We start from the raw sequence: 21534 nt of genomic DNA, 5'->3' as shown, positions 1-21534 counted from the left end.
TGTGGCCGAGAGGCGAGGGCCCACGGGCGAGGGGCGAATGCCGGGTCCGGCTACACGCCGGCCAGTTCGGACGCGTACGGCGGTTCGGCCCCGGCCCGGGAACAGGTGATCGCCGCGGCGCGAGCCGCCAAGCCCAGCAGTTCGGTCCAGCCGTCGGTGCCCAGAGAGGCAAGAGCGGCGGGGGAGAGAGCGTCGCGGGCGGCCAGGCCGTGCAGCAGCGCGGCGTTGACCGTGTCGCCGGCGCCGATGGTGTCCACGACAGCGACCCGCACACCCGGTACGGAGTGCTCCGCCCCGTCGCGGGTGAAAGCCGTCAGCCCGTCGCCACCATGGGTGATCACGACGGCGGAGGGTCCGCAGGCCAGCCATTCGCGCGGGGTGCCGCCCAGCCAGGAGGCATCCTCGGCCGAGAGCTTGAGCAGCGACACCGACGGCAGCCAGCTCTTGAAGCGGGCCCGGTAGGCGTCGGCGTCCGGGATCAGCCCTGTGCGGATGTTCGGGTCGAGCGCCGTGAACACACCGCGTGCGGCGGCATCGCGCATCAGCTCCTCGTACGCGCTCGCGCCCGGTTCGAGGACGAGCGAACACGTGCCGAACGACACGGCCCGTGTGTCCCGCGGAAGATGCGCCGGCACCGTGAACAGCCGGTCGGCGGTGCCGTCGACGTAGAAGGAGTACGCCGCCGAGCCGTGCTCGTCGATCGCCGCGACCGCCAGCGTGGTCGGTTCGCCGCCGCGCTGCACCGCCGAGACATCCACGCCGGCCCGGCGCAACCCGTCCAGCAACGCCTCTCCGAAGGCGTCGCACGACGCGCGGGAGAGGAAGGCCGTGCGGGTGCCGAGCCGGCCGAGTGCGATCGCGGTGTTGTACGGACCGCCGCCGAGCGCGGGCTTCAGGTGCGCGAGCGCCCCCGCACCCTGCGGTACCAGGTCTATCAAGGCCTCACCGGCGACGACGATCACAGGAGGGTCCCTTTCTCGGGGGCGGTGTCGGGGCAGCCGCACGAGGTGCGGTGGGCGAGCGAACAGGGCAGCCGCAGGGTGCGCGAGGGACGGTCCGGGGACTCCAGCCTCTCCAGCAGCAGACGTACGGCTTGGGCACCGATCTCCCTGCTCGGCTGGGCGACGGCGGTGAGCCGGGGCGAGAACAGGTCCGCCCAGGCGAAGTCGTCGAAGCAGCACAGCGCCAGGTCGTCCGGTACGGACAGACCGCGGTCGCGCAGGGTGCGCAGTGCGCCGATGGTCATCGCGTTGTTGGCCGTCACCAGGGCCGTGGGCGGGGCCGCCAGCGACAGCAGGGCGGCGGTGGCGCGTTCGGCACCCTCGGCGGCGGAGTCGCCATGGACCACCAGCCGGTCGTCGTAGGGCAGCCCGGCGGCCGCGAGGCCGTGCCGGTAGCCATGGACGCGCTCGGTCGTGGTGCTGAGCCCGGGCAGGCCGGCGACGAGGGCGATACGGCGATGGCCGAGGTGAGCGAGGTGGGTCACCAAGCGCTCCACGGGCTGCGCGTTCTCGGCGCAGACCTGGTCGAAGCGGAAGGGCGTCTCCACGTCGGTGGAGCCGACCAGCCGGTCGAGGAACACGGTCGGTACGCGGTGCCGTGCGAGGAAGGCGAGGAGGCCGCCGGGGTCTGCCGAGGGGGCGACGATGACGCCGTCCACGCGGCGCTCGTGCAGCAGCCGGACGACCGTGCGTTCATGGTCGGGGTCGTCATGGGGGTCGGCGATGAGCAGGCCGTAGCCGTGCTCCAGGGCGCAGGCCTCGACGCCCTGGACGATCTCCGTGAAGTACGGATTGCTGATCGCCGACACCGCGAGGCCGAAGGTTTGAGTACGGGAGGTCACCAGCGATCGGGCCAGGGTGTTCGGTGTGTAGCCGAGCTCCTCGACGGCGTCCAGCACGGCCTGGCGGGTGTGGGGCAGCACCGGGCGGGTGCCGTTGAGGACGTGCGACACGGTCGCGACGGAGACGCCCGCGCTCCGCGCGACATCGGCCATGGTGGTCATGCCGCCTCCCGTCATGTCCGGCTCTCCCCGGGCTGTCCGGTCCGGATGGACGGTATCCCATCGAGCGGCTGTCGTAAACGCTTGCGTAAGCGTTTACGCAAGCGCTTACGCGGACGCTTGTGTAGAACGATTGCGCAAGCGTTTACGCCCTGCCCCCGTCCCCGCCGGTCCGCGCCTCGTCCCGCCGTGGCGACGGCGACGCCGCCCCGCCCGGAGCGAAAACCACCGTCGCCGGTATCGTCGACTTGGCGTACCGCCCGATGCGCACCGGCTTGACCAGTGGAGTTCTCATGGCCGCCCGTCCCGAAGCGACCCGTCGTACCGTCCTTCGCGGGGCAGCTCTCGCCCCGGTCGCGGGGATCGGCCTCGCGGCCTGTTCCGCGGGCAGTGCCGGAGGCGCGGCGGACAACGCGCCGACCGCGCCTGTGACCCTGGGTCCCGAGAGCGAGGTGCCCAAGGGAGGCGCCAAGCTGTACCGGGACGCGAACGTCGTGGTGAGCCGAGCCGCGGACGGCTCCCTCAAGGCGTACAGCACCATCTGCACCCATGCCGGGTGCCCTATCAACAAGCTGGCCGGCACGACGCTCGTCTGCCCGTGCCACGGCAGCCGGTTCGACGCCGTAACCGGCAAGGTGGTGCAGGCCCCGGCGACCGAGCCGCTGCACGAGCTGTCCGTCGAGGTGAAGAACGGCGGGATCGTGGCGGGCCCGGCGGCCTGAGGGCTCACTCCGGCCGGTTCACTCCCAGTCCCATCCGATACCCACGACCCCCGACCGGACCCGCGGCTCCACCAGGTGCACCGAGCGGTGGCGCCCGCTCAGCCTCAGTTCCTGCCGTCCGCTGCGCGGGGCGGCGGAGGAGTGCTGCGTGAACCGATGACAGCGCACCGGCACCGCCTCCTCGGCGAAACTGACCTGGAGCGCGTACTGCCCGCCCGCGTAGCTGAAGTCGCGGATGTACTCGCAGGACGCGCCGGCGGTGCCGTCCTCGAAGGCGTAGCGGAAAAGAAACGTATCGCCGGTGCGCAGCTTCGTATCGAAGAGCAGTTCGGCGGCCAGGACGCCGGTGTCCAGGTGCCAGCGCACCCGCCCCGTCCGGCAGTTCTCCAGCGCGTGCACCGCGATCCGGTCGGGGGCGCACCCGGGATCGCCGTGGTGAATGGCGACAAAGCGGTCCACGCCGTCCGTATGGACCCGCACGATGTGCTGCGACTCGCGGGCGAGCAGTTCGCGCCGCCCACCTATGCGGACGTGCTCGTGGTGGCCGATGGTGTGCACTCCGCCGTCCAGCGGCGACTCCAGTTCCGCCAGGAGACGCTCCAGCGCACCCGACGCCTCCACCAGGGAGCGGTAGGAACGGGCCGGTGGATGGTTCGTGCCGTCCGGTTCGTCGTCGGTGGTCAGCAGCCGGATCAGCGACTCGTCCGGCAGCTGGAGTATCTCCTCCAGCGCGCGCACCGCGCGGAGGGACTCGGGTCGCTGCGGGCGGCGCGCACCCTGCTGCCAGTAGCTCAGGCTCGTCACGCCGACCCGGACCCCGTACCGCGACAGATGGTGCTGCACCCGTTGCAGGGGCAGTCCACGGGCGGTGATCGCGGCGCGCAGAGCGACATGAAAGGGACCGCCGCGCAGGGCCGCCTCCAACTCCGCCGGAACGACGTCAGCGTGCTGTGTGCCGTGCCGCATACAGGGGGGCCTTTCTGTGAATGCTCACGAGGGCTGGTCAGACCGCTCGCAAGAGGTCGTGCTGGGCCGGCCGGGGCGTGCGGGGTCCGTTCACAAGCGGACTCCGCCGATCACGGCCCGAGGGCTTCCCGCATTGAAGCGTGTTGACCAAGCCCCGACAACACTGGATGCGTAGGCCATGGAAGACTCCTCGCCCCCGTGGCCGGTTCGGTGGCGTCCTGCGGTGCCCGGCCAAAAACCGGCCCCGGACCGCCAGGGCACCGGCTCTGCCCGCCATGCACCGGCTCCGCCGGCGGCTGTCCACAGGGTCACCGCGCTGTCGGCCCCCGCCAGTAGGGTGTGAGACATGGCCGACCCCTCCAGCTACCGCCCCAAGCCGGGACAGATCCCGGACTCTCCCGGGGTGTACAAGTTCCGGGACGAGCACCGCCGGGTGATCTACGTCGGAAAGGCGAAGAGCCTGCGCCAGCGCCTGGCGAACTACTTCCAGGACCTGGCGCACCTCCACCCGCGCACCCGCACCATGGTCACCACGGCCGCGTCCGTGGAGTGGACGGTGGTGTCCACGGAGGTCGAGGCCCTGCAGCTGGAATACACCTGGATCAAGGAGTACGACCCCCGGTTCAACGTCAAGTACCGCGACGACAAGAGCTATCCGTACCTCGCGGTGACGATGAACGAGGAGTTTCCGCGGGTCCAGGTGATGCGCGGCCAAAAACGCAAGGGCGTGCGGTACTTCGGTCCTTACGGGCACGCGTGGGCGATCCGCGACACGGTGGACCTGCTGCTGCGCGTCTTCCCCGTGCGCACCTGCTCGGCCGGGGTGTTCAAGAACGCCGCCCGCACCGGCCGCCCCTGTCTCCTCGGCTATATCGGCAAGTGCTCCGCGCCCTGCGTCGGCCGGATCCCGCCCGAGGAGCACAAGGAACTGGCCGAGGAGTTCTGCGACTTCATGGCGGGCCGCACGGGCACGTACCTGCGCCGCCTGGAGAAGCGGATGACGGAGGCGGCCGAGGAGATGGAGTACGAGCGGGCCGCCCGACTGCGCGACGACATCGAGGCCCTGAAGAAGGCCATGGAGAAGAGCGCGGTCGTGCTCACCGACGCGACCGACGCCGATCTGATCGCGGTCGCCGAGGACGAGCTGGAGGCGGCCGTGCAGATCTTCCACGTCCGCGGCGGACGCGTCCGGGGCCAGCGCGGCTGGGTCACCGACAAGGTCGAGGAGATCACCACCGGCGCCCTCGTCGAACACGCCCTCCAGCAGCTGTACGGCGAGGAGACGGGCGACGCGGTCCCCAAGGAGGTGCTGGTCCCGGCGCTCCCCGAGCCCATAGAGCCCGTCCAGGACTGGCTCACCGACCGCCGAGGGGCGAACGTGTCGCTGCGCATCCCGCAGCGCGGCGACAAGAAGGCGCTGATGGAGACCGTGCAGCGCAACGCCCAGCAGGCGCTCGCCCTGCACAAGACCAAGCGCGCCTCCGACCTGACCACCCGCTCGCGCGCCCTGGAGGAGATCGCCGAGGCCCTCGGCCTGGACAGCGCTCCGCTCAGGGTCGAGTGCTACGACATCTCGCACCTCCAGGGCGAGGACGTGGTGGCCTCCATGGTCGTCTTCGAGGACGGGCTGCAGCGCAAGAGCGAGTACCGGCGCTTCCAGATCAAGGGTTTCGAGGGCCAGGACGACGTACGGTCCATGCACGAGGTGGTCACCCGCCGTTTCCGGCGCTACCTCGCGGACAAGGAGAAGACGGGGGAGTGGGCGGACGGGGAGTCCCTGACCGACGACGACGGGCGGCCCAAGCGGTTCGCCTACCCCCCGCAGCTCGTCGTCGTGGACGGCGGGCAGCCGCAGGTCGCCGCCGCGAAGAAGGCGCTGGACGAGCTCGGCATCGACGACATCGCCGTGTGCGGCCTCGCCAAGCGGCTGGAGGAGGTGTGGCTGCCGGACGAGGACGACCCGGTGGTGCTGCCCCGCACCAGCGAGGGCTTGTACCTGCTCCAGCGCGTCCGTGACGAGGCGCATCGCTTCGCGATCACCTATCAGCGGACCAAACGCACGAGGCGCCTGAGGGCGAGCCCCCTGGACGACGTGGCGGGCCTCGGCGAGACACGCAAACAGGCGCTGATCAAGCACTTCGGCTCGGTGAAGAAGCTGCGATCCGCGACAATCGACCAGATCCAGGAGGTCCCCGGCATCGGCCGCAAGACGGCTGAGACGATCGCCGTGGCCCTCGCCCAGGCGGCCCCGGCCGCGCCGGCCGTGAACACGGCGACCGGAGAGATCATGGAAGAGGAGGAACCCGTGACGACGACGGGTTCCCCAGGGGAGCCCGTGTCCGCGGGTCCCCCGCACGAGCGACGGGGGCAGGAGACATGAGCGAGCACGACAAGAGCGAAGAAGAACGCTCGGCACAGGGCCGTCCGGCTCATGGTGAGAAGGGCGGCGAGGACCCGACGCCCCGGCCGGCAGGCCAGGAAGACGGAGCACAGGTGACGACGGGTATCGAAACAACCGGGGTGCCGGAGGCGGCCATCCCCGAACTGGTGATCATCTCCGGAATGTCCGGAGCGGGCCGGTCGACGGCCGCCAAGTGTCTGGAAGACCTCGGCTGGTTCGTGGTGGACAACCTGCCGCCGGCGCTGATCCCCACCATGGTGGAGCTCGGCGCCCGCTCCCAGGGCAATGTCGCCCGGATCGCGGTCGTCGTCGACGTGCGCGGACGGCGCTTCTTCGACAACCTGCGCGAGTCCCTGGCGGACCTGGAGTCGAAGAACGTCACCCGGCGGATCGTGTTCCTGGAGTCCTCGGACGAGGCCCTGGTGCGCCGCTTCGAGTCCGTCCGCCGCCCGCACCCCCTCCAGGGCGACGGCCGCATCGTCGACGGCATCGCCGCCGAGCGCGAGCTGCTGCGTGAGCTGCGCGGCGACGCCGATCTGGTGATAGACACCTCCAGCCTCAACGTGCACGAGCTGCGCGCCAAGATGGACGCCCAGTTCGCCGGCGAGGAGGAGCCCGAGCTGCGGGCCACCGTCATGTCCTTCGGCTTCAAGTACGGCCTCCCGGTGGACGCCGACCTCGTCGCCGACATGCGGTTCCTGCCCAACCCGCACTGGGTCCCGGAGCTGCGCCCGTACACCGGACTCAACGAGGAGGTCGCTGCCTACGTCTTCAACCAGCCCGGCGCCAAGGAGTTCCTGGACCGCTACGCCGAGCTGCTCCGGCTCATCGCGGCCGGGTACCGCCGCGAGGGCAAGCGCTATGTGACCATCGCGATCGGATGCACGGGCGGAAAGCACCGCTCCGTCGCGATGTCCGAGAAACTGGCCGCTCGCCTGGCCGCCGAGGGAGTGGAGACCGTGGTCGTGCACCGGGACATGGGGCGCGAGTGACTGGACGTACTCTGCGGCTGAGCAGGCTGCGCCGGGTGGTGTCCGAGGGACGCGGCGGAAGCCCCGCCGAGGCCCGCGGAGGCCGGGCGCGCCGCCGCGGCACCCAGCCCAAGGTGGTCGCCCTCGGCGGCGGCATGGGCCTGTCCGCCTCGCTCGCCGCGCTGCGCCGCATCACCGGCGACCTCACGGCCGTGGTCACCGTCGCGGACGACGGCGGCTCCAGCGGCCGTCTGCGCGACGAACTCGGGGTGCTTCCGCCAGGCGACCTGCGCAAGGCGCTGGCCGCGCTGTGCGGCGACGACGACTGGGGCCAGACCTGGTCGCGTGTCATCCAGCACCGCTTCCACTCCCAGGGCGACCTGCACGACCACGCGGTCGGGAATCTGCTGATCGTGGCCCTGTGGGAACAGCTGGGGGACCATGTCCAGGCCCTCGACCTGGTCGGCCGGCTCCTGGGCGCCCACGGCCGGGTGCTGCCCATGTCCGCCGTGCCCCTGGCACTCGAGGCGATGGTCAAGGGGCACGACCCGGAGCGCCCGGACGAGGTCGGCACGGTACAGGGGCAGGCGACCGTCGCGCTCACCCGCGGAGAGGTGCAGTCCGTGCATCTGCTCCCGCCCGACCCGCCCGCCGTGCCCGAGGCCGTCGCAGCGGTCCTGGACGCCGACTGGGTGGTACTCGGACCCGGCTCCTGGTTCTCCTCGGTGATCCCGCATCTTCTGGTGCCGGAGCTCCTCGACGCGCTCACGGAGACGAAGGCGCGCCGGGTACTCTCCTTGAACCTCGCCCCGCAGCCGGGAGAGACCGCGGGCTTCTCCCCGCAGCGTCATTTGGAGGTTTTGGGACGACACGCCCCTAAACTCGCCCTGGACGTGGTGCTCGCCGACCAGGCCGCCGTGCCCGACCGTGCCTTGCTCAACGAGGCCGCCAAGCGGTTCGGCGCAGCGGTCGAGCTGGCGCCGGTGGCCCGGACCGACGGAACCCCGCGGCACGACCCGGAGCTGCTGGCCGCCGCGTACGACCGTATTTTTCGGATGCATGGAAGGATCGGCCCATGGCGATGACGGCAGCGGTGAAAGACGAGATCTCCCGGCTTCCCGTCACCCGGACCTGCTGCAGAAAGGCGGAGGTCTCGGCGATCCTGCGGTTCGCGGGCGGACTGCACCTGGTCAGCGGCCGCATCGTGATCGAGGCCGAGCTGGACACCGCGATGGCGGCCCGGCGGGTCAAGCGCGACATCCTCGAGATCTTCGGCCACAGCTCCGAGCTGATCGTGATGGCCCCCGGGGGCCTGCGCCGCGGCTCCCGCTATGTGGTGCGCGTCGTCGCGGGTGGTGACCAGCTGGCCCGCCAGACCGGGCTCGTCGACGGCCGGGGCCGCCCGATCCGCGGTCTGCCCCCGCAGGTCGTCTCCGGCGCCACCTGCGACGCGGAGGCCGCCTGGCGCGGCGCGTTCCTGGCGCACGGCTCGCTGACGGAGCCCGGCCGTTCGTCCTCCCTGGAGGTGACCTGCCCCGGCCCGGAGGCGGCCCTCGCCCTGGTCGGCGCCGCCCGTCGGCTCTCCATCGCAGCGAAGGCCCGCGAGGTGCGGACCGTCGACCGGGTGGTCGTCAGGGACGGCGACGCCATCGGAGCGCTGCTCACCCGCCTCGGCGCGCACGAGTCCGTGCTGGCCTGGGAGGAGCGCCGGATGCGCCGCGAGGTCCGCGCCACGGCGAACCGCCTGGCCAACTTCGATGATGCCAACCTGCGCCGCTCGGCCCGTGCCGCCGTCGCCGCGGGCGCGCGGGTCGCCCGCGCCCTGGAGATCCTCGCTGACGAGGTCCCCGAGCACCTCGCCGCCGCGGGCCGACTGCGCATGGAGCACAAGCAGGCCTCCCTCGAGGAGCTGGGCGCTCTCGCCGACCCGCCGCTGACCAAGGACGCGGTCGCGGGCCGTATCCGCAGGCTGCTGGCGATGGCCGACAAGCGGGCCGCCGACCTGGGCATCCCGGGCACCGAGTCCAACCTGACCGAGGAGATGGCGGACAACCTGGCGGGCTGATGCCGCAGGCCGCCACGCACACCAACACGCCGTTGCCGTCGCCCACTTGGGACGACGGCACCGGCTCTTTCGTTGAGAGTCACCGGGCCGGCCCACGAGACCGGGGCACCGAACCGGCCCGCGAGCCGGCCCCGGACGAGCCGGAAGGCGACCGCGTCCCCCGGTCGCCTTCCGGCTCGCCGAGGACACCCGTTCTCTGGCGCACCGCAATCAACGGCAGTTGGGTTCTTGTCGCCGGAACGAGTGACCGGGCCTCCAACTCCGGGCGGTCCGTACCCCTACTGGCGGGTAAGGACGGCCCTGCCGTGTATGAGGCATCTGGATGTCACTACGGGGGCCCCGGAAGGGTAGGGTCGTGCGTGGTCGGGGACATCACATACAGCTCGCCGGCGTCTGCAGCCGGCGTACCAACGAGGAGATCGCTTCGTGACGATCCGCGTAGGCATCAACGGCTTTGGCCGCATCGGTCGTAACTACTTCCGCGCGCTGCTGGAGCAGGGTGCAGACATCGAGATCGTGGCTGTCAACGACCTGGGTGACACCGCGACCACCGCCCACCTGCTGAAGTACGACACCATCCTCGGCCGTCTGAAGGAGGAGGTGTCCCACACCGAGGACACCATCAGCGTCGGCGGCAAGACGATCAAGGTCCTCTCCGAGCGCAACCCCGCCGACATCCCGTGGGGCGAGCTGGGCGTCGACATCGTCATCGAGTCGACGGGCATCTTCACCAAGAAGGAAGACGCCGAGAAGCACATCGCCGGTGGCGCCAAGAAGGTCATCATCTCCGCCCCCGCCAAGAACGAAGACGTCACCATCGTGATGGGCGTCAACCAGGACACGTACGACGCGGCGAACCACCACGTCATCTCCAACGCCTCCTGCACCACCAACTGCGTGGCCCCGATGGCGAAGGTCCTCGACGAGAACTTCGGCATCGTCAAGGGCCTGATGACCACGGTGCACGCGTACACGAACGACCAGCGCATCCTGGACTTCCCGCACAAGGACCTGCGCCGCGCGCGTGCCGCCGCCGAGAACATCATCCCGACCACCACCGGTGCCGCCAAGGCCACCGCCCTGGTCCTGCCCCAGCTCAAGGGCAAGCTGGACGGCATGGCCATGCGCGTCCCGGTCCCGACCGGCTCGGTCACCGACCTGGTCGTCGAGCTCGGTCGCGAGGTCACCAAGGAAGAGATCAACGCCGCCTTCCAGAAGGCCGCCGAGGGCGAGCTGAAGGGCATCCTCGAGTACACCGAGGACGAGATCGTCTCCTCGGACATCGTCAACGCCCCGGCGTCCTGCACTTTCGACTCCTCCCTGACCATGGTCCAGGACGGCAAGAACGTGAAGGTCATCGGCTGGTACGACAATGAGTGGGGCTACTCCAACCGTCTGGTCGACCTGACGGTCTTCGTCGGCGGCCAGCTCTGATCGCCGACTAGGCATCTCGATGTGACAGCAGGGCTCGGGCAGCGCACCGTCGCGCCGCCCGGGCCCTGACGCGCGTACGCCAGGGCTGACGCGCGTGCGCCGGGCACCCGCCCGTGCGCCTGATCGACCGGCCCTCGTACGATCAAGAGCCCCTCCCCAGGAGTCCCTTTATGAAGACGATCGACGAACTCCTCTCCGAAGGCGTGGACGGAAAGCGGGTCTTCGTCCGCGCCGACCTGAACGTCCCGCTCGCCGACGGCCTCATCACCGACGACGGCCGCATCCGTGCCGTCCTGCCCACCGTCAAGGCCCTGGCCGACGCGGGCGCCAAGGTGGTGGTCGCCTCGCACCTGGGCCGCCCCAAGGGTGCCCCGGACCCGGCCTTTTCCCTGCTGCCCGCTGCCGAGCGCCTCGGCGAACTCCTCGGCGCGCCCGTCGCGTTTGCCGACGACACCGTCGGACCCGCCGCCCATGACGCGGTGGACGGCCTGCAGCCCGGGCAGGTCGCGGTCATCGAGAACCTGCGCTTCAACCCCGGAGAGACTTCCAAGGACGACACCGAGCGCGGCGAGTTCGCCGACCGGCTCGCCGCCCTCGCCGATGTCTACGTGGGCGACGGGTTCGGCGCGGTGCACCGCAAGCACGCTTCCGTCTTCGACCTGCCGGCCCGGCTGCCGCACTACGCCGGCTACCTCATCGCCACCGAGGTCGGCGTGCTGAAGAAGCTCACCGAGGACGTCAAGCGGCCCTACGTCGTCGCGCTCGGCGGCGCGAAGGTGTCCGACAAGCTTGCCGTCATCGACCAGCTGCTCGACAAGGCGGACCGGCTGCTCATCGGGGGCGGCATGGCCTACACCTTCCTCAAGGCCAAGGGCCACGAGGTCGGCATCTCGCTCCTCCAGGAGGACCAGATCCCGGCCGTCACCGAGTACATGGAACGCGCGGAGAAGAACGGTGTGGAGCTGCTCCTCCCCGTCGACGTGCTGGTCTCCCCCGAGTTCCCGGATCTGAAGACCAAGGCCCCCGCCAACCCCACCGTCGTCGCCGCGGACGAGATCCCGGCGGACCAGGAGGGCCTGGACATCGGTCCCAGGACCCGCCAGCTGTACGCCTCGAAGCTCGCCGACGCGGCCACCGTCTTCTGGAACGGTCCCATGGGCGTCTTCGAGCACCCCGACTACGCCGAGGGCACCAAGGCGGTCGCCCACGCCCTCGTCGAGACCCCGGGCTTCACCGTGGTCGGAGGCGGCGACTCCGCCGCGGCCGTCCGCATCCTGGGCTTCGACGAATCGGCATTCGGCCACATCTCGACCGGCGGTGGCGCCTCCCTCGAATACCTCGAGGGCAAGACGCTCCCCGGCCTCGCCGCACTGGAGGACTGACCTCGATGAGCACGCGCATGCCGCTGATGGCAGGCAACTGGAAGATGAACCTCAACCACCTCGAGGCCATCGCACACGTCCAGAAGCTCGCCTTCGCCCTGGCCGACAAGGACTACGACGCCGTCGAGGTCGCGGTCCTGCCGCCCTTCACCGACCTGCGCTCCGTGCAGACCCTGGTCGACGGCGACAAGCTCAAGATCAAGTACGGTGCCCAGGACGTCTCGGCGCACGACTCCGGTGCTTACACCGGCGAGATCTCCGGACCGATGCTGGCCAAGCTGAAGTGCACGTACGTGGCGATCGGTCACTCCGAGCGCCGCCAGTACCACGACGAGACCGACGAACTGGTGAACGCCAAGGTCAAGGCCGCCTTCAAGCACGGTCTGACCCCGATCCTGTGCGTCGGCGAGGAACTGGGGGTCCGCGAGGCGGGCAGCCATGTCGCGCACACCCTCGCGCAGGTCGAGGGCGGCCTCAAGGACCTGTCGGCCGAGCAGGCCGGCTCGATCGTGATCGCCTACGAGCCCGTCTGGGCCATCGGCACGGGCAAGGTCTGCGGCGCCGACGACGCCCAGGAGGTCTGCGCGGCGATCCGCGGCAAGATCGCCGAGCTGTACTCGCAGGAGGTGGCCGACCAGGTCCGCATCCAGTACGGCGGCTCCGTGAAGTCCGGCAATGTGGCGGAAATTATGTCGAAGCCGGACATCGACGGTGCGCTGGTCGGCGGTGCTTCTCTGGACGCCGACGAGTTCGTCAAGATCGTCCGCTTCCGGGACCAGTGAACCGGGCGCCGCGGGTGAAGCGGCAGGTTGCGAGTATGCGGTAGGGGCGATTCGTCGTACCCTTGCGGGGCCGAGACTGTTCGGGGGAACGTGAAGTTTCCCGGACGGCTTCGGCCCCGTCGTCATCCGAATCCGAGGAAGTTGGTCCAGCCGTGGTTTTGGGGTTCTCGATCGCCCTGATCGTCTTCAGCCTGCTGCTGATGCTGCTGGTGCTGATGCACAAGGGGAAGGGCGGCGGCCTCTCCGACATGTTCGGTGGCGGCATGCAGTCCTCCGTCGGCGGCTCCTCGGTCGCCGAGCGCAACCTCGACCGGATCACCATCGTGATCGGTCTGCTCTGGCTCGCCAGCATCGTGGTGCTCGGCATCCTGATGAAGGTAAAGGGCTAGTATCGGCTCGCTGTCATGGCGGCGAACCGCACATAGAGCACGTAACGCCCCATGTTCGGCACGCGTCTCCGGACGCGGCCTATCATGGGGCGTGCGTCTGGCGGCGGGGGTAACTCCCATCACTGGACGCGCGTTGGGCCTTACGTAGACTGAGGCGCTCGCAGCGAAGTGAAACGCCGACCTGCTTCGCGGCACCATCACGCAGGGAGTTACGACCGTGGCAAGTGGCAACGCGATCCGAGGAAGCCGGGTCGGGGCGGGGCCGATGGGCGAGGCCGAGCGCGGCGAGTCCGCGCCGCGGCTGCGCGTCTCCTTCTGGTGCTCCAACGGGCACGAGACGCAGCCGAGCTTCGCCAGCGACGCGCAGGTTCCCGACAACTGGGACTGCCCGCGCTGCGGCTTCCCGGCCGGCCAGGACCGGGACAACCCGCCGGACCCTCCGCGCACCGAGCCCTACAAGACGCATCTCGCGTATGTACGGGAGCGGCGCAGCGACGCGGACGGCGAGGCGATCCTCGCCGAGGCGCTCGCGAAACTGCGGGGCGAAATCTAGTGCGGCGACAGGCAACGTTCGCCCGAGGCGAACCTTGCCTGTTCCGGCACTAGATTTCGCAGCCCTCGTCCCTCAGGCTCTCGGCCTCACCGGAGCCGGGTGACCGCATGGCCTGACACCGACCGGTGTCCGGCCGGACTGCCCTCACCCGCTCTCATCGGCCGGCGGCAACCGGCTCCCGCCCGGTTGTCAGTGGTCCCCTCTACGGTTTGTGCATCGGCGAATCGTGAGGGGGGAATCGTGGCGACGGTCGAGGCAGTGGACGTGCGCGCGCCCGCATGGCGCGGGGGATTCGGGCGGCTGTGGACCGCCGCCGTGGTCTCCCGGTTCGGGGACGCCCTGCGCACCGCGGCGCTGCCCCTGCTCGCCGTACGGCTCACCGACGACCCGCTCGTGATCGCGTTCGTCACGGCCTGCGGCTATGTTCCCTGGCTGCTCTTCGGACTGCTGGGCGGGGCCGTGGCCGACCGGTTGGATCAGCGACGCGCGATGTGGGCCGTCGACACGGTGCGGGGCCTGCTCGTCGCCGCTTTCGCGCTCGCCGTGGCGCTCGGGTACGCGTCGATACCGCTGCTGCTGGTGCTCGCCTTCTCGCTCACCACGCTCCAGACGCTCTTCGACAACGCCTCCACGGCCCTGCTGCCCTCTTTGGTCGACCGGGAGACCCTGGGCAGCGCAAACGCCCGGCTGATGACCGGCCAGCAGTTCGCGGGCGGCCTGCTGGCGGGCCCGTTCGTGCCGCTGCTGCTGGCGGCGGGCGCCTTCATGCCGTTCGCGGCCGACGCGGGCACCTATCTGCTGGCCGCCGCCCTCGTCGCCTCCCTGAGGCTCCGGCCGTCCGGGCGGGAGCCGCGCGCGGCGGGCGGCACCCTCCGGGCCGAGATCGCCGAAGGCCTGCGCGTGCTGTGGTGCGACCGGGTGCTGCGGGCCGTCTGCGCGGCCACGCTGCTGTGCAACATCGGCATGGGGGGCCTGATCGCCACCCTGGTGCTGCATGTGACGCGCTGGCTGCACGCGGGCACCGAGGGTTACGCGGCCGCGATGACGGCGTACTCGGCCGGGGGCCTGGCCGGGGGCTTCGCCGCACAGCGGATCGCGCGCCGCACCGGACGGGCCCGCGCGCTCCTCGTGGCAGGCACGATACAGACGGCGTCCCTGCTGCTCATCGGTACCGTCCGCCACCCGTGGGCGCTCCTGGCGGGCATGCTGCTGCTCGGATCCATGGGCATGGTCTGGAACGTCAACCAGGTCACGCTGATGCAGCAGCGCAGCCCCGAGTCCATGACGGGCCGTGTCGCATCCGCCTTCCGCACGGCCTCCACGGCAGGTGCCCCCCTCGGCGCGGTGCTCGGGGGAGCCGCGGCGCGGACGTACGGTCTCAACGGTCCGGCGCTGCTCGCCGCGGCACTGTTCGGGCTGGCCGTCACCTGGTTGATATCCGGCCGCAAACAGGACGTATCTGTTGTTGAACCGGCCGACGGCGTGACGGCCGGTCACCCGGCGGTCTGATCAATTAGGTTGGAACCCGCAGCGGGGCGAGCACACGCGAGGAAGAAGGCTGAAGTCCCAGATGAACGCAGACAGCCGTACCAGGCTCAACCAGACGCCCGAATGGACCGCTCTGGCCAAGCACCGTGAGGAGCTCGGCGAGGTGCAGCTGCGGGAGCTGTTCGAGGCCGCCCCAGGGCGCGGCACCCAGTACGCCCTCTCCGTCGGCGATCTGTACGTCGACTACTCCAAGCACCTGGTGACCGACGAGACGCTGCGGCTGCTGCGGGAGTTGGCCGCCGCCACCGATGTGTTCGGGCTCAGGGACGCCATGTTCCGCGGCGAGAAGATCAACGTCACCGAGAAGCGCGCGGTGCTGCACACCGCGCTGCGCGCGCCGCGGGACGCGGTGATCGAGGTCGACGGAGAGAACGTGGTGCCCGCGGTCCACGCGGTGCTGGACAAGATGGCAGCCTTCGCCGACCGGGTCCGCTCGGGCGAGTGGAAGGGCCACACCGGCAAGCGCATCAAGAACGTGGTCAATGTCGGCATCGGCGGTTCGGACCTCGGTCCGGCGATGGCGTACGAGGCGCTGCGCGCCTTCACCGACCGTTCGCTGACCCTGCGATTCGTGTCCAACGTGGACGGTGCCGACCTGCATGAGGCCACCCGAGGCCTGGACCCGGCCGAGACGCTGTTCATCATCGCCTCGAAGACGTTCACCACCATCGAGACCATCACGAACGCGACGTCGGCGCGCGAGTGGCTGCTGTCCGGGCTGGGGGCCGGTCAGGAGGCGGTCGCCCGGCACTTCGTCGCGCTGTCGACGAACGCCGGGAAGGTGACCGAGTTCGGTATCGACCCGGACAACATGTTCGAGTTCTGGGACTGGGTCGGCGGGCGGTACTCGTACGACTCGGCGATCGGCCTGTCCCTGATGATCGCCATCGGTCCGGACCGCTTCCGGGAGATGCTGGACGGTTTCCACACCGTGGACGAGCACTTCCGTACTGCGCCCGCCGAGTCCAATGTGCCGTTGCTGCTGGGTCTGCTGGGCGTGTGGTACGGCAACTTCCATGACGCGCAGTCGCACGCGGTGCTGCCGTACTCGCACTACCTTTCCAAGTTCACCGCCTATCTCCAGCAGCTGGACATGGAGTCCAACGGCAAGTCGGTGGACCGGGACGGCAGTCCGGTCGAGTGGCAGACCGGCCCGGTGGTGTGGGGCACTCCCGGCACCAACGGCCAGCACGCCTACTACCAGCTCATCCACCAGGGCACCAAGCTGATCCCTGCCGACTTCATCGGTTTCGCCGAGCCGGTCGGGGAGCTGAGCGAGGGGCTCAAGGAGCAGCACGACCTGCTGATGGCCAACTTCCTGGCGCAGACGCAGGCGCTGGCCTTCGGCAAGACGGCCGACGAGGTGCGCGCCGAGGGTGTTCCCGAGGAACTGGTGGCGCACAAGACGTTCAAGGGCAACAAGCCCACCACCACGATCCTCGCCCGGGAACTGACGCCCTCGGTCCTCGGCCAGCTCGTCGCCCTCTACGAGCAGAAGGTGTTCGTCCAGGGCGCGATCTGGAACATCGACTCCTTTGACCAGTGGGGCGTCGAACTTGGCAAGGTCCTCGCCAAGCGCATCGAACCGGCCCTCACCGAGGGCGCCGAGGTGGCGGGCCTCGACGGTTCCACCAAGGCGCTCGTGGCCAAGTACCGTGAACTGCGGGGCCGTTAAAGGGTAGTGCGTTCTTAGTTCTTGGAATCCCCGAAGAGCGGAAGGGGGCGACGCGGCGTCGCCCCCTTCCGTAAAATCCTCGACGATCATGAAACCAAAGGCGCGGGGGAGCGGCAGTGCCTGATTCGCACAGCGGATGGCTCGGCGGCAGGCTGACGATGACGGCGCTCTTCAGACCCAAGAAGGTCGCGAAGGCGGTCTTCCACCCGGCGTGGATCCCCGAGGCGGCCGATCCGTCCGTGGAGAAACTCAAGCGCGCCCGGGTCATCTGCGGGGCGATCGCGGCCCTCGGTGTCTACACCTTCGTGCGGGGCGGCTTCTCCCTCGCCGAGATGCTGCAGAACACGCTGACGGCGTCCGGGGTCCTTCTGCTGGTGACACCGCTGATGGTCGCAGCGATGCTTCGCGTCTGGCGGCGCACCGGAACCGTGAGCCAGCTGCGCGCGCCCTTGATGAACTCGCTCAAGCTGTTGCTGCTCTTCATCGGCACGGTGCTGGTGTGGGTGGCCGGGGTGGCGGCGGTGGTCATGGTGCAGTGGACCCATTCCTCGAGCTGGTACCTGCTGCCGCTGACCGCGCTGTTGATGTGGCTCACCAGGTTCGCGTGGTGCGGCACCCTGCAGGTGTCAGGGAACTTCTTCGGCACGGCCGCGATGCATCGGTGCCTGCCGCCGTTGCTCGCCACCGTGACGACATGGCTGATGGCGATCCCGGATCTGGTGACCGGCGATCTGCACGGGCTCAGCCTCGCGATGGGCATCGTCTTCATCCTGGGCGCGCCGGTGACGGTGACGGGCATCGCCGTGATCGAGATGAACCGGCTCAAGCGGCGGTACGGCATACGGCTGCGCGCGCACCCCGCGACGCTTCCGACGATGCCTGCACCACCGCCTGGATTCCCGCCGGGGTACGGCTTTCTCCCGGCGCCGGGCCTGGGGTACGGCTTCCCCCCGTACCAGGGGAATCCGTACGGCAACCCGTTCGCGCCGCCGTACGGGAACACCTATCTTCCGCCCCCGCCGCCGTACGGGAACACCTATCCTTCGCCCCCGCCCCCACCGCCGTACGGGAACACCTATCCTCCGCCTCCGAACCACCCGCGCTATCCATACGGCCCCGGCCCTTACAGCGGTTGATCCGAGCAAACCGCGGACGGGGCGGGGCGCCGGGGACCGCGGACGGGGCGGGGCGCCGGGGGACGGGCGCCGGAACGCCCGCCCCCTTACGCCTTACGCCGACGCCGGCGGGTAGAGCGACCGCGGGAGCTGCGAGGCCGCCGCGGCGTCCAGCAGCCACAGGGTGCGCGACCTGCCGCAGGCGCCCGCCGCCGGGGCCTGGATCTCTCCCGCCCCGGACAGGGCTATGGCCACCGCCTGCGCCTTGTCCTCACCGGCCGCGAGCAGCCACACCTCGCGGGCGGACCGGATCGCCGGGAGCGTGAGCGTGGTCCGGGTGGGCGGCGGCTTCGGCGCTCCGTGCACCCCGACCACCGTCCGCTCGGTCTCCCGTACCGCGGGCAGCTCCGGGAAGAGCGAGGCCACATGGGTGTCCGGACCGACGCCCAGCATCAGGACATCGAAGGTGGGCACCGAGCCATGGTTCTCGGGCCCCGCGGCCCGGGCCAGCTCCGCCGCGTACGCCTCGGCCGCCGCCTCGGCGCCCGCGCCGTGCGGACCGTCCGACGCGGGCATGGGGTGCACGCGCTTCGGGTCCAGCGGCACCGCGTCGAGCAGCGCCTCGCGGGCCTGGGTGTAATTGCGCTCCGGATCGCCCTCCGGCAGGAAGCGCTCGTCGCCCCACCACAGGTCGATACGGCCCCAGTCGATCGCGTCCCGGGCGGGCGCGGCGGCGAGCGCGGCCAGCAGGCCGTTGCCGTTGCGCCCGCCGGTCAGCACGACCGACGCCGAGCCGCGCGAGGCCTGCGCGTCCACGACCTTGGTGATCAGCCGGGCCGCCGCGGCCTGCGCCATGAGCTCCTTGTCACGGTGCACGACAAGCTGCGGGGTGCTCACTTGGCTGCCGCCTTCTTCGCCGGGGCGTTCTCGCCCGCCTTCGCCTTCGCCTTCGCCTTCGCCTCCGCCGCAGCCTCTGGCTCTGCCTCCGGCTCCGGCTCCGGTTCCTGGGCCGCGTCCTCGGAGGGCTCCGAGACCGCAGCCGGTTCCTGCCCCGGGGCCTTGCCGGCCGGCCCGCCTGCGACCAGCCGCTCGACGCCGAACCGCAGCGCCGAGGCGTAGGTGTCGTCCGGGTCGAGCCGGCGCAGCTCCTCCGCGATCAGCTCGGCCGTTTCGCGGCGCTTGAGCGCCACCGCGCGGTCGGGCTGCCCCTCGATGGAGAGCGTGGCGAGCGCGCCGTCCGCCCGGTCGAGCACGATCGGGCCGCCGTTGGTGTTCATCCGGACGGCGGTGAGGCCGGGGCCGGAGGACGGCGAGCGCTTGACGGGGACGTCCAGCCGGTCCGCGAGCCACATCGCCAGCAGCTCGCAGCTCGGATTGAACTCCTCGCCCTCCACCTCGACGCCCTTGACATCACAGGCGACCTGGTCGAGGGCCGCGGCCAGCATCGAGCGCCAGGGCGTGATGCGGGTCCACGACAGATCGGTGTCACCGGGCGTGTAGGCGGCCGCGCGGGCGCTCAGCTCCCGCACCGGCAGCTCCGAGGTGTAGGAGTCGGTGACGCGGCGCTGGGCGAGCGCGCCGAGCGGGTCGTTCGCCGGGTCGAGCGGCGCGTTCACCGGCCACCAGACGACGACCGGGGCGTCCGGCAGCAGCAGGGGCAGCACCACCGACTGGGCGTGGTCCACCACCTCGCCGTACAGCCGCAGCACCACCGTCTCGCCGGTGCCGGCGTCCGCGCCCACCCGTACCTCGGCGTCCAGCCGCGAGGAGGTGCGGTCGCGCGGGGAACGCGAGACGCGCTTGATGACGACGAGGGTGCGCGAGGGGTGCTCGCGCGAGGCCTCGCTCGCGGCCTTCAGGGCGTCGTACGCGTTCTCCTCGTCGGTGGCGATGACGAGGGTGAGGACCATGCCGACCGCGGGGGTGCCGATGGCGCGGCGGCCCTGCACCAGCGCCTTGTTGATCTTGCTGGCAGTGGTGTCCGTGAGGTCCATCTTCATGGCCTGCGCCAGCTCCGTCCGTCTCGTTCGAGCATCTCGTCCGCCTCGACGGGACCCCAGGTTCCGGCCGGGTACTGCGCGGGCCTGCCGTGCTTGTCCCAGTACGCCTCGATCGGGTCGAGGATCTCCCAGGAGCGCTCGACCTCCTCGGTGCGCGGGAAGAGGTTGGAGTCGCCCAGCAGGACGTCCAGGATCAGCCGCTCATAGGCCTCGGGGCTGGACTCGGTGAAGGACTCGCCGTAGGCGAAGTCCATCGACACGTCCCGGATCTCCATCGAGGTGCCCGGCACCTTGGAACCGAAGCGGACCGTTACGCCCTCGTCGGGCTGGACCCGGATGACGACCGCGTTCTGTCCCAGTTCCTCGGTGGCGGTGGTGTCGAAGGGGGAGTGCGGGGCGCGCTGGAAGACCACCGCGATCTCGGTGACCCGGCGCCCCAGGCGCTTGCCGGTGCGCAGGTAGAAGGGGACGCCCGCCCAGCGGCGGTTGTCGATCCCCACCTTGATCGCCGCGTAGGTGTCGGTCTTCGACTTGGGGTCGATGCCCTCCTCCTGGAGGTAGCCGACCGCCTTCTCGCCGCCCTGCCAGCCCGCCGAGTACTGCGCGAACACGGTGTCGCGGCCGAGGTCCCGGGGGATCCGGACGGCGCCGAGCACCTTGGTCTTCTCGGCGGCGAGCGCGTCCGCGTCGAAGGACGCGGGCTCCTCCATGGCCGTGAGGGCCAGCAGCTGGAGGAGGTGGTTCTGGATGACGTCGCGGGCGGCGCCGATGCCGTCGTAGTAACCGGCACGGCCACCGATGCCGATGTCCTCGGCCATGGTGATCTGCACATGGTCCACGAAGGACCGGTTCCAGATCGGTTCGAACATCGTGTTGGCGAACCGCAGCGCCAGGATGTTCTGGACGGTCTCCTTGCCCAGATAGTGGTCGATACGGAAGACCTGGTCCGGGGCGAAGACCTCGTGCACGATCGAGTTCAGATCCTCGGCCGACTTCAGATCGTGGCCGAACGGCTTCTCGATGACGGCGCGCCGCCAGGAGCCACGTGCCTGGTCGGCCAGACCGTGCTTCTTCAGCTGCTGGATGACCACCGGGAAGGACTTCGGCGGTACGGAGAGGTAGAAGGCGAAGTTGCCGCCCGTGCCCTGTGCCTTGTCCAGATCCTCGATCGTGGAGCGCAGCCGCTCGAACGCGTCGTCGTCGTCGAAGGTGCCCTGGACGAAACGCATCCCCTGGATGAGCTGCTGCCAGACCTCCTCGCGGAACGGAGTACGGGCGTGCTCCTTGACCGCGTCATGGACCTCTTTGGCGAAGTCCTCGTCCTGCCACTCACGGCGGGCGAAGCCGACGAGCGAGAAGCCCGGCGGCAGCAGACCGCGGTTGGCCAGGTCGTATACGGCAGGCATCAGCTTTTTACGTGACAAATCGCCCGTAACGCCAAAAATGACCAGGCCCGACGGCCCCGCGATACGCGGGAGCCGTCGGTCCGCGGCGTCACGAAGCGGGTTCGCTCCGTGTACGGATGTCAA

General features: G+C 70.3%; 19 protein-coding genes. 13 read left to right on the top strand and 6 right to left on the bottom strand.

The genetic code is table 11. The features are described from left to right. Window positions 1-50: 50 nt before the first annotated feature. Window positions 51-962: a carbohydrate kinase gene (locus tag ABZ845_RS00570; protein WP_360971258.1), complete on the bottom strand. Its 912-nt coding sequence runs from the start codon at window positions 960-962 to the stop codon at window positions 51-53. Continuing rightward, the gene (locus ABZ845_RS00565; RefSeq protein ID WP_360971255.1) at window positions 959-2005 is read right to left on the bottom strand and encodes a LacI family DNA-binding transcriptional regulator; all 1047 of its coding nucleotides are present in this window, start codon (window positions 2003-2005) and stop codon (window positions 959-961) included. Before ABZ845_RS00565 ends, ABZ845_RS00570 begins: the two co-directional genes overlap by 4 nt. Window positions 2006-2295: 290 nt before the next feature. On the opposite strand from ABZ845_RS00565, the gene ABZ845_RS00560 reads away from it, so the two are divergent. Beyond that, the gene (locus ABZ845_RS00560) at window positions 2296-2724 is read left to right on the top strand and encodes a Rieske (2Fe-2S) protein (RefSeq protein ID WP_360971252.1); all 429 of its coding nucleotides are present in this window, start codon (window positions 2296-2298) and stop codon (window positions 2722-2724) included. Window positions 2725-2742: 18 nt separating this feature from the next. Here ABZ845_RS00560 and ABZ845_RS00555 read toward each other — a convergent pair whose 3' ends face one another. Beyond that, window positions 2743-3690, bottom strand: coding sequence for a hypothetical protein (locus tag ABZ845_RS00555; RefSeq protein ID WP_360971249.1), 948 nt, complete (start codon window positions 3688-3690; stop codon window positions 2743-2745). A 346-nt stretch (window positions 3691-4036) separates the two neighbouring features. On the opposite strand from ABZ845_RS00555, the gene uvrC reads away from it, so the two are divergent. From uvrC to ABZ845_RS00495, 12 genes are all read left to right on the top strand, one after another. Then, a complete protein-coding gene (gene uvrC, locus ABZ845_RS00550; RefSeq protein ID WP_360971246.1) occupies window positions 4037-6070 on the top strand; it encodes an excinuclease ABC subunit UvrC in 2034 nt (677 codons plus the stop codon). Further along, complete coding sequence (rapZ, locus tag ABZ845_RS00545) at window positions 6067-7083, top strand: RNase adapter RapZ (RefSeq protein ID WP_360971244.1); 1017 nt, start codon at window positions 6067-6069, stop codon at window positions 7081-7083. The genes uvrC and rapZ overlap by 4 nt, the downstream gene beginning before the upstream one ends. Further along, window positions 7080-8147, top strand: coding sequence for a uridine diphosphate-N-acetylglucosamine-binding protein YvcK (yvcK, locus tag ABZ845_RS00540; RefSeq protein WP_360971240.1), 1068 nt, complete (start codon window positions 7080-7082; stop codon window positions 8145-8147). The genes rapZ and yvcK overlap by 4 nt, the downstream gene beginning before the upstream one ends. Then, a complete protein-coding gene (gene whiA, locus ABZ845_RS00535; RefSeq protein WP_360971237.1) occupies window positions 8138-9127 on the top strand; it encodes a DNA-binding protein WhiA in 990 nt (329 codons plus the stop codon). Before yvcK ends, whiA begins: the two co-directional genes overlap by 10 nt. A 426-nt stretch (window positions 9128-9553) precedes the next feature. Beyond that, window positions 9554-10561: a type I glyceraldehyde-3-phosphate dehydrogenase gene (gene gap / locus ABZ845_RS00530; protein ID WP_360971235.1), complete on the top strand. Its 1008-nt coding sequence runs from the start codon at window positions 9554-9556 to the stop codon at window positions 10559-10561. Window positions 10562-10731: 170 nt separating this feature from the next. Continuing rightward, window positions 10732-11943, top strand: a complete 1212-nt coding sequence (locus ABZ845_RS00525) for a phosphoglycerate kinase (RefSeq protein WP_360971233.1) — start codon at window positions 10732-10734, stop codon at window positions 11941-11943. 5 nt (window positions 11944-11948) lie between these two features. After that, window positions 11949-12725 carry a triose-phosphate isomerase gene (gene tpiA / locus ABZ845_RS00520; RefSeq protein ID WP_360971230.1) on the top strand — a complete coding sequence of 259 codons (777 nt, stop codon included), beginning with the start codon at window positions 11949-11951 and terminating at the stop codon, window positions 12723-12725. 152 nt (window positions 12726-12877) lie between these two features. Then, window positions 12878-13114: a preprotein translocase subunit SecG gene (gene secG, locus ABZ845_RS00515; RefSeq protein ID WP_360971227.1), complete on the top strand. Its 237-nt coding sequence runs from the start codon at window positions 12878-12880 to the stop codon at window positions 13112-13114. Window positions 13115-13331: 217 nt separating this feature from the next. Further along, window positions 13332-13667 (top strand): RNA polymerase-binding protein RbpA, encoded by a 336-nt coding sequence (locus ABZ845_RS00510; protein WP_128377828.1) that lies wholly within the window; start codon window positions 13332-13334, stop codon window positions 13665-13667. A gap of 240 nt (window positions 13668-13907) precedes the next feature. After that, complete coding sequence (locus ABZ845_RS00505) at window positions 13908-15176, top strand: MFS transporter (RefSeq protein WP_360971223.1); 1269 nt, start codon at window positions 13908-13910, stop codon at window positions 15174-15176. A gap of 61 nt (window positions 15177-15237) precedes the next feature. After that, window positions 15238-16890 (top strand): glucose-6-phosphate isomerase, encoded by a 1653-nt coding sequence (gene pgi, locus ABZ845_RS00500; RefSeq protein WP_360971220.1) that lies wholly within the window; start codon window positions 15238-15240, stop codon window positions 16888-16890. A 116-nt stretch (window positions 16891-17006) separates the two neighbouring features. Then, window positions 17007-18026, top strand: a complete 1020-nt coding sequence (locus ABZ845_RS00495) for a hypothetical protein (RefSeq protein ID WP_360971217.1) — start codon at window positions 17007-17009, stop codon at window positions 18024-18026. A gap of 93 nt (window positions 18027-18119) precedes the next feature. Here the strand turns inward: ABZ845_RS00495 and pgl are convergent, their stop codons facing one another. From pgl to zwf, 3 genes are read right to left on the bottom strand one after another with little or no spacing between them, the layout of a single operon-like run. Beyond that, on the bottom strand, window positions 18120-18902 hold the full coding sequence (gene pgl, locus ABZ845_RS00490) for a 6-phosphogluconolactonase (RefSeq protein ID WP_360971214.1): 783 nt from the start codon (window positions 18900-18902) through the stop codon (window positions 18120-18122). After that, on the bottom strand, window positions 18899-20005 hold the full coding sequence (opcA, locus tag ABZ845_RS00485; protein WP_360971211.1) for a glucose-6-phosphate dehydrogenase assembly protein OpcA: 1107 nt from the start codon (window positions 20003-20005) through the stop codon (window positions 18899-18901). Before opcA ends, pgl begins: the two co-directional genes overlap by 4 nt. Then, complete coding sequence (zwf, locus tag ABZ845_RS00480) at window positions 20002-21534, bottom strand: glucose-6-phosphate dehydrogenase (RefSeq protein WP_360971208.1); 1533 nt, start codon at window positions 21532-21534, stop codon at window positions 20002-20004. Before zwf ends, opcA begins: the two co-directional genes overlap by 4 nt.

Source organism: Streptomyces sp. NPDC047022 (assembly GCF_040644155.1).
Taxonomy (GTDB): Bacteria; Actinomycetota; Actinomycetes; order Streptomycetales; family Streptomycetaceae; genus Streptomyces.
Note: the sequence above shows the minus strand (reverse complement) of the source record. Positions and strands in the feature narration are given on the sequence as shown.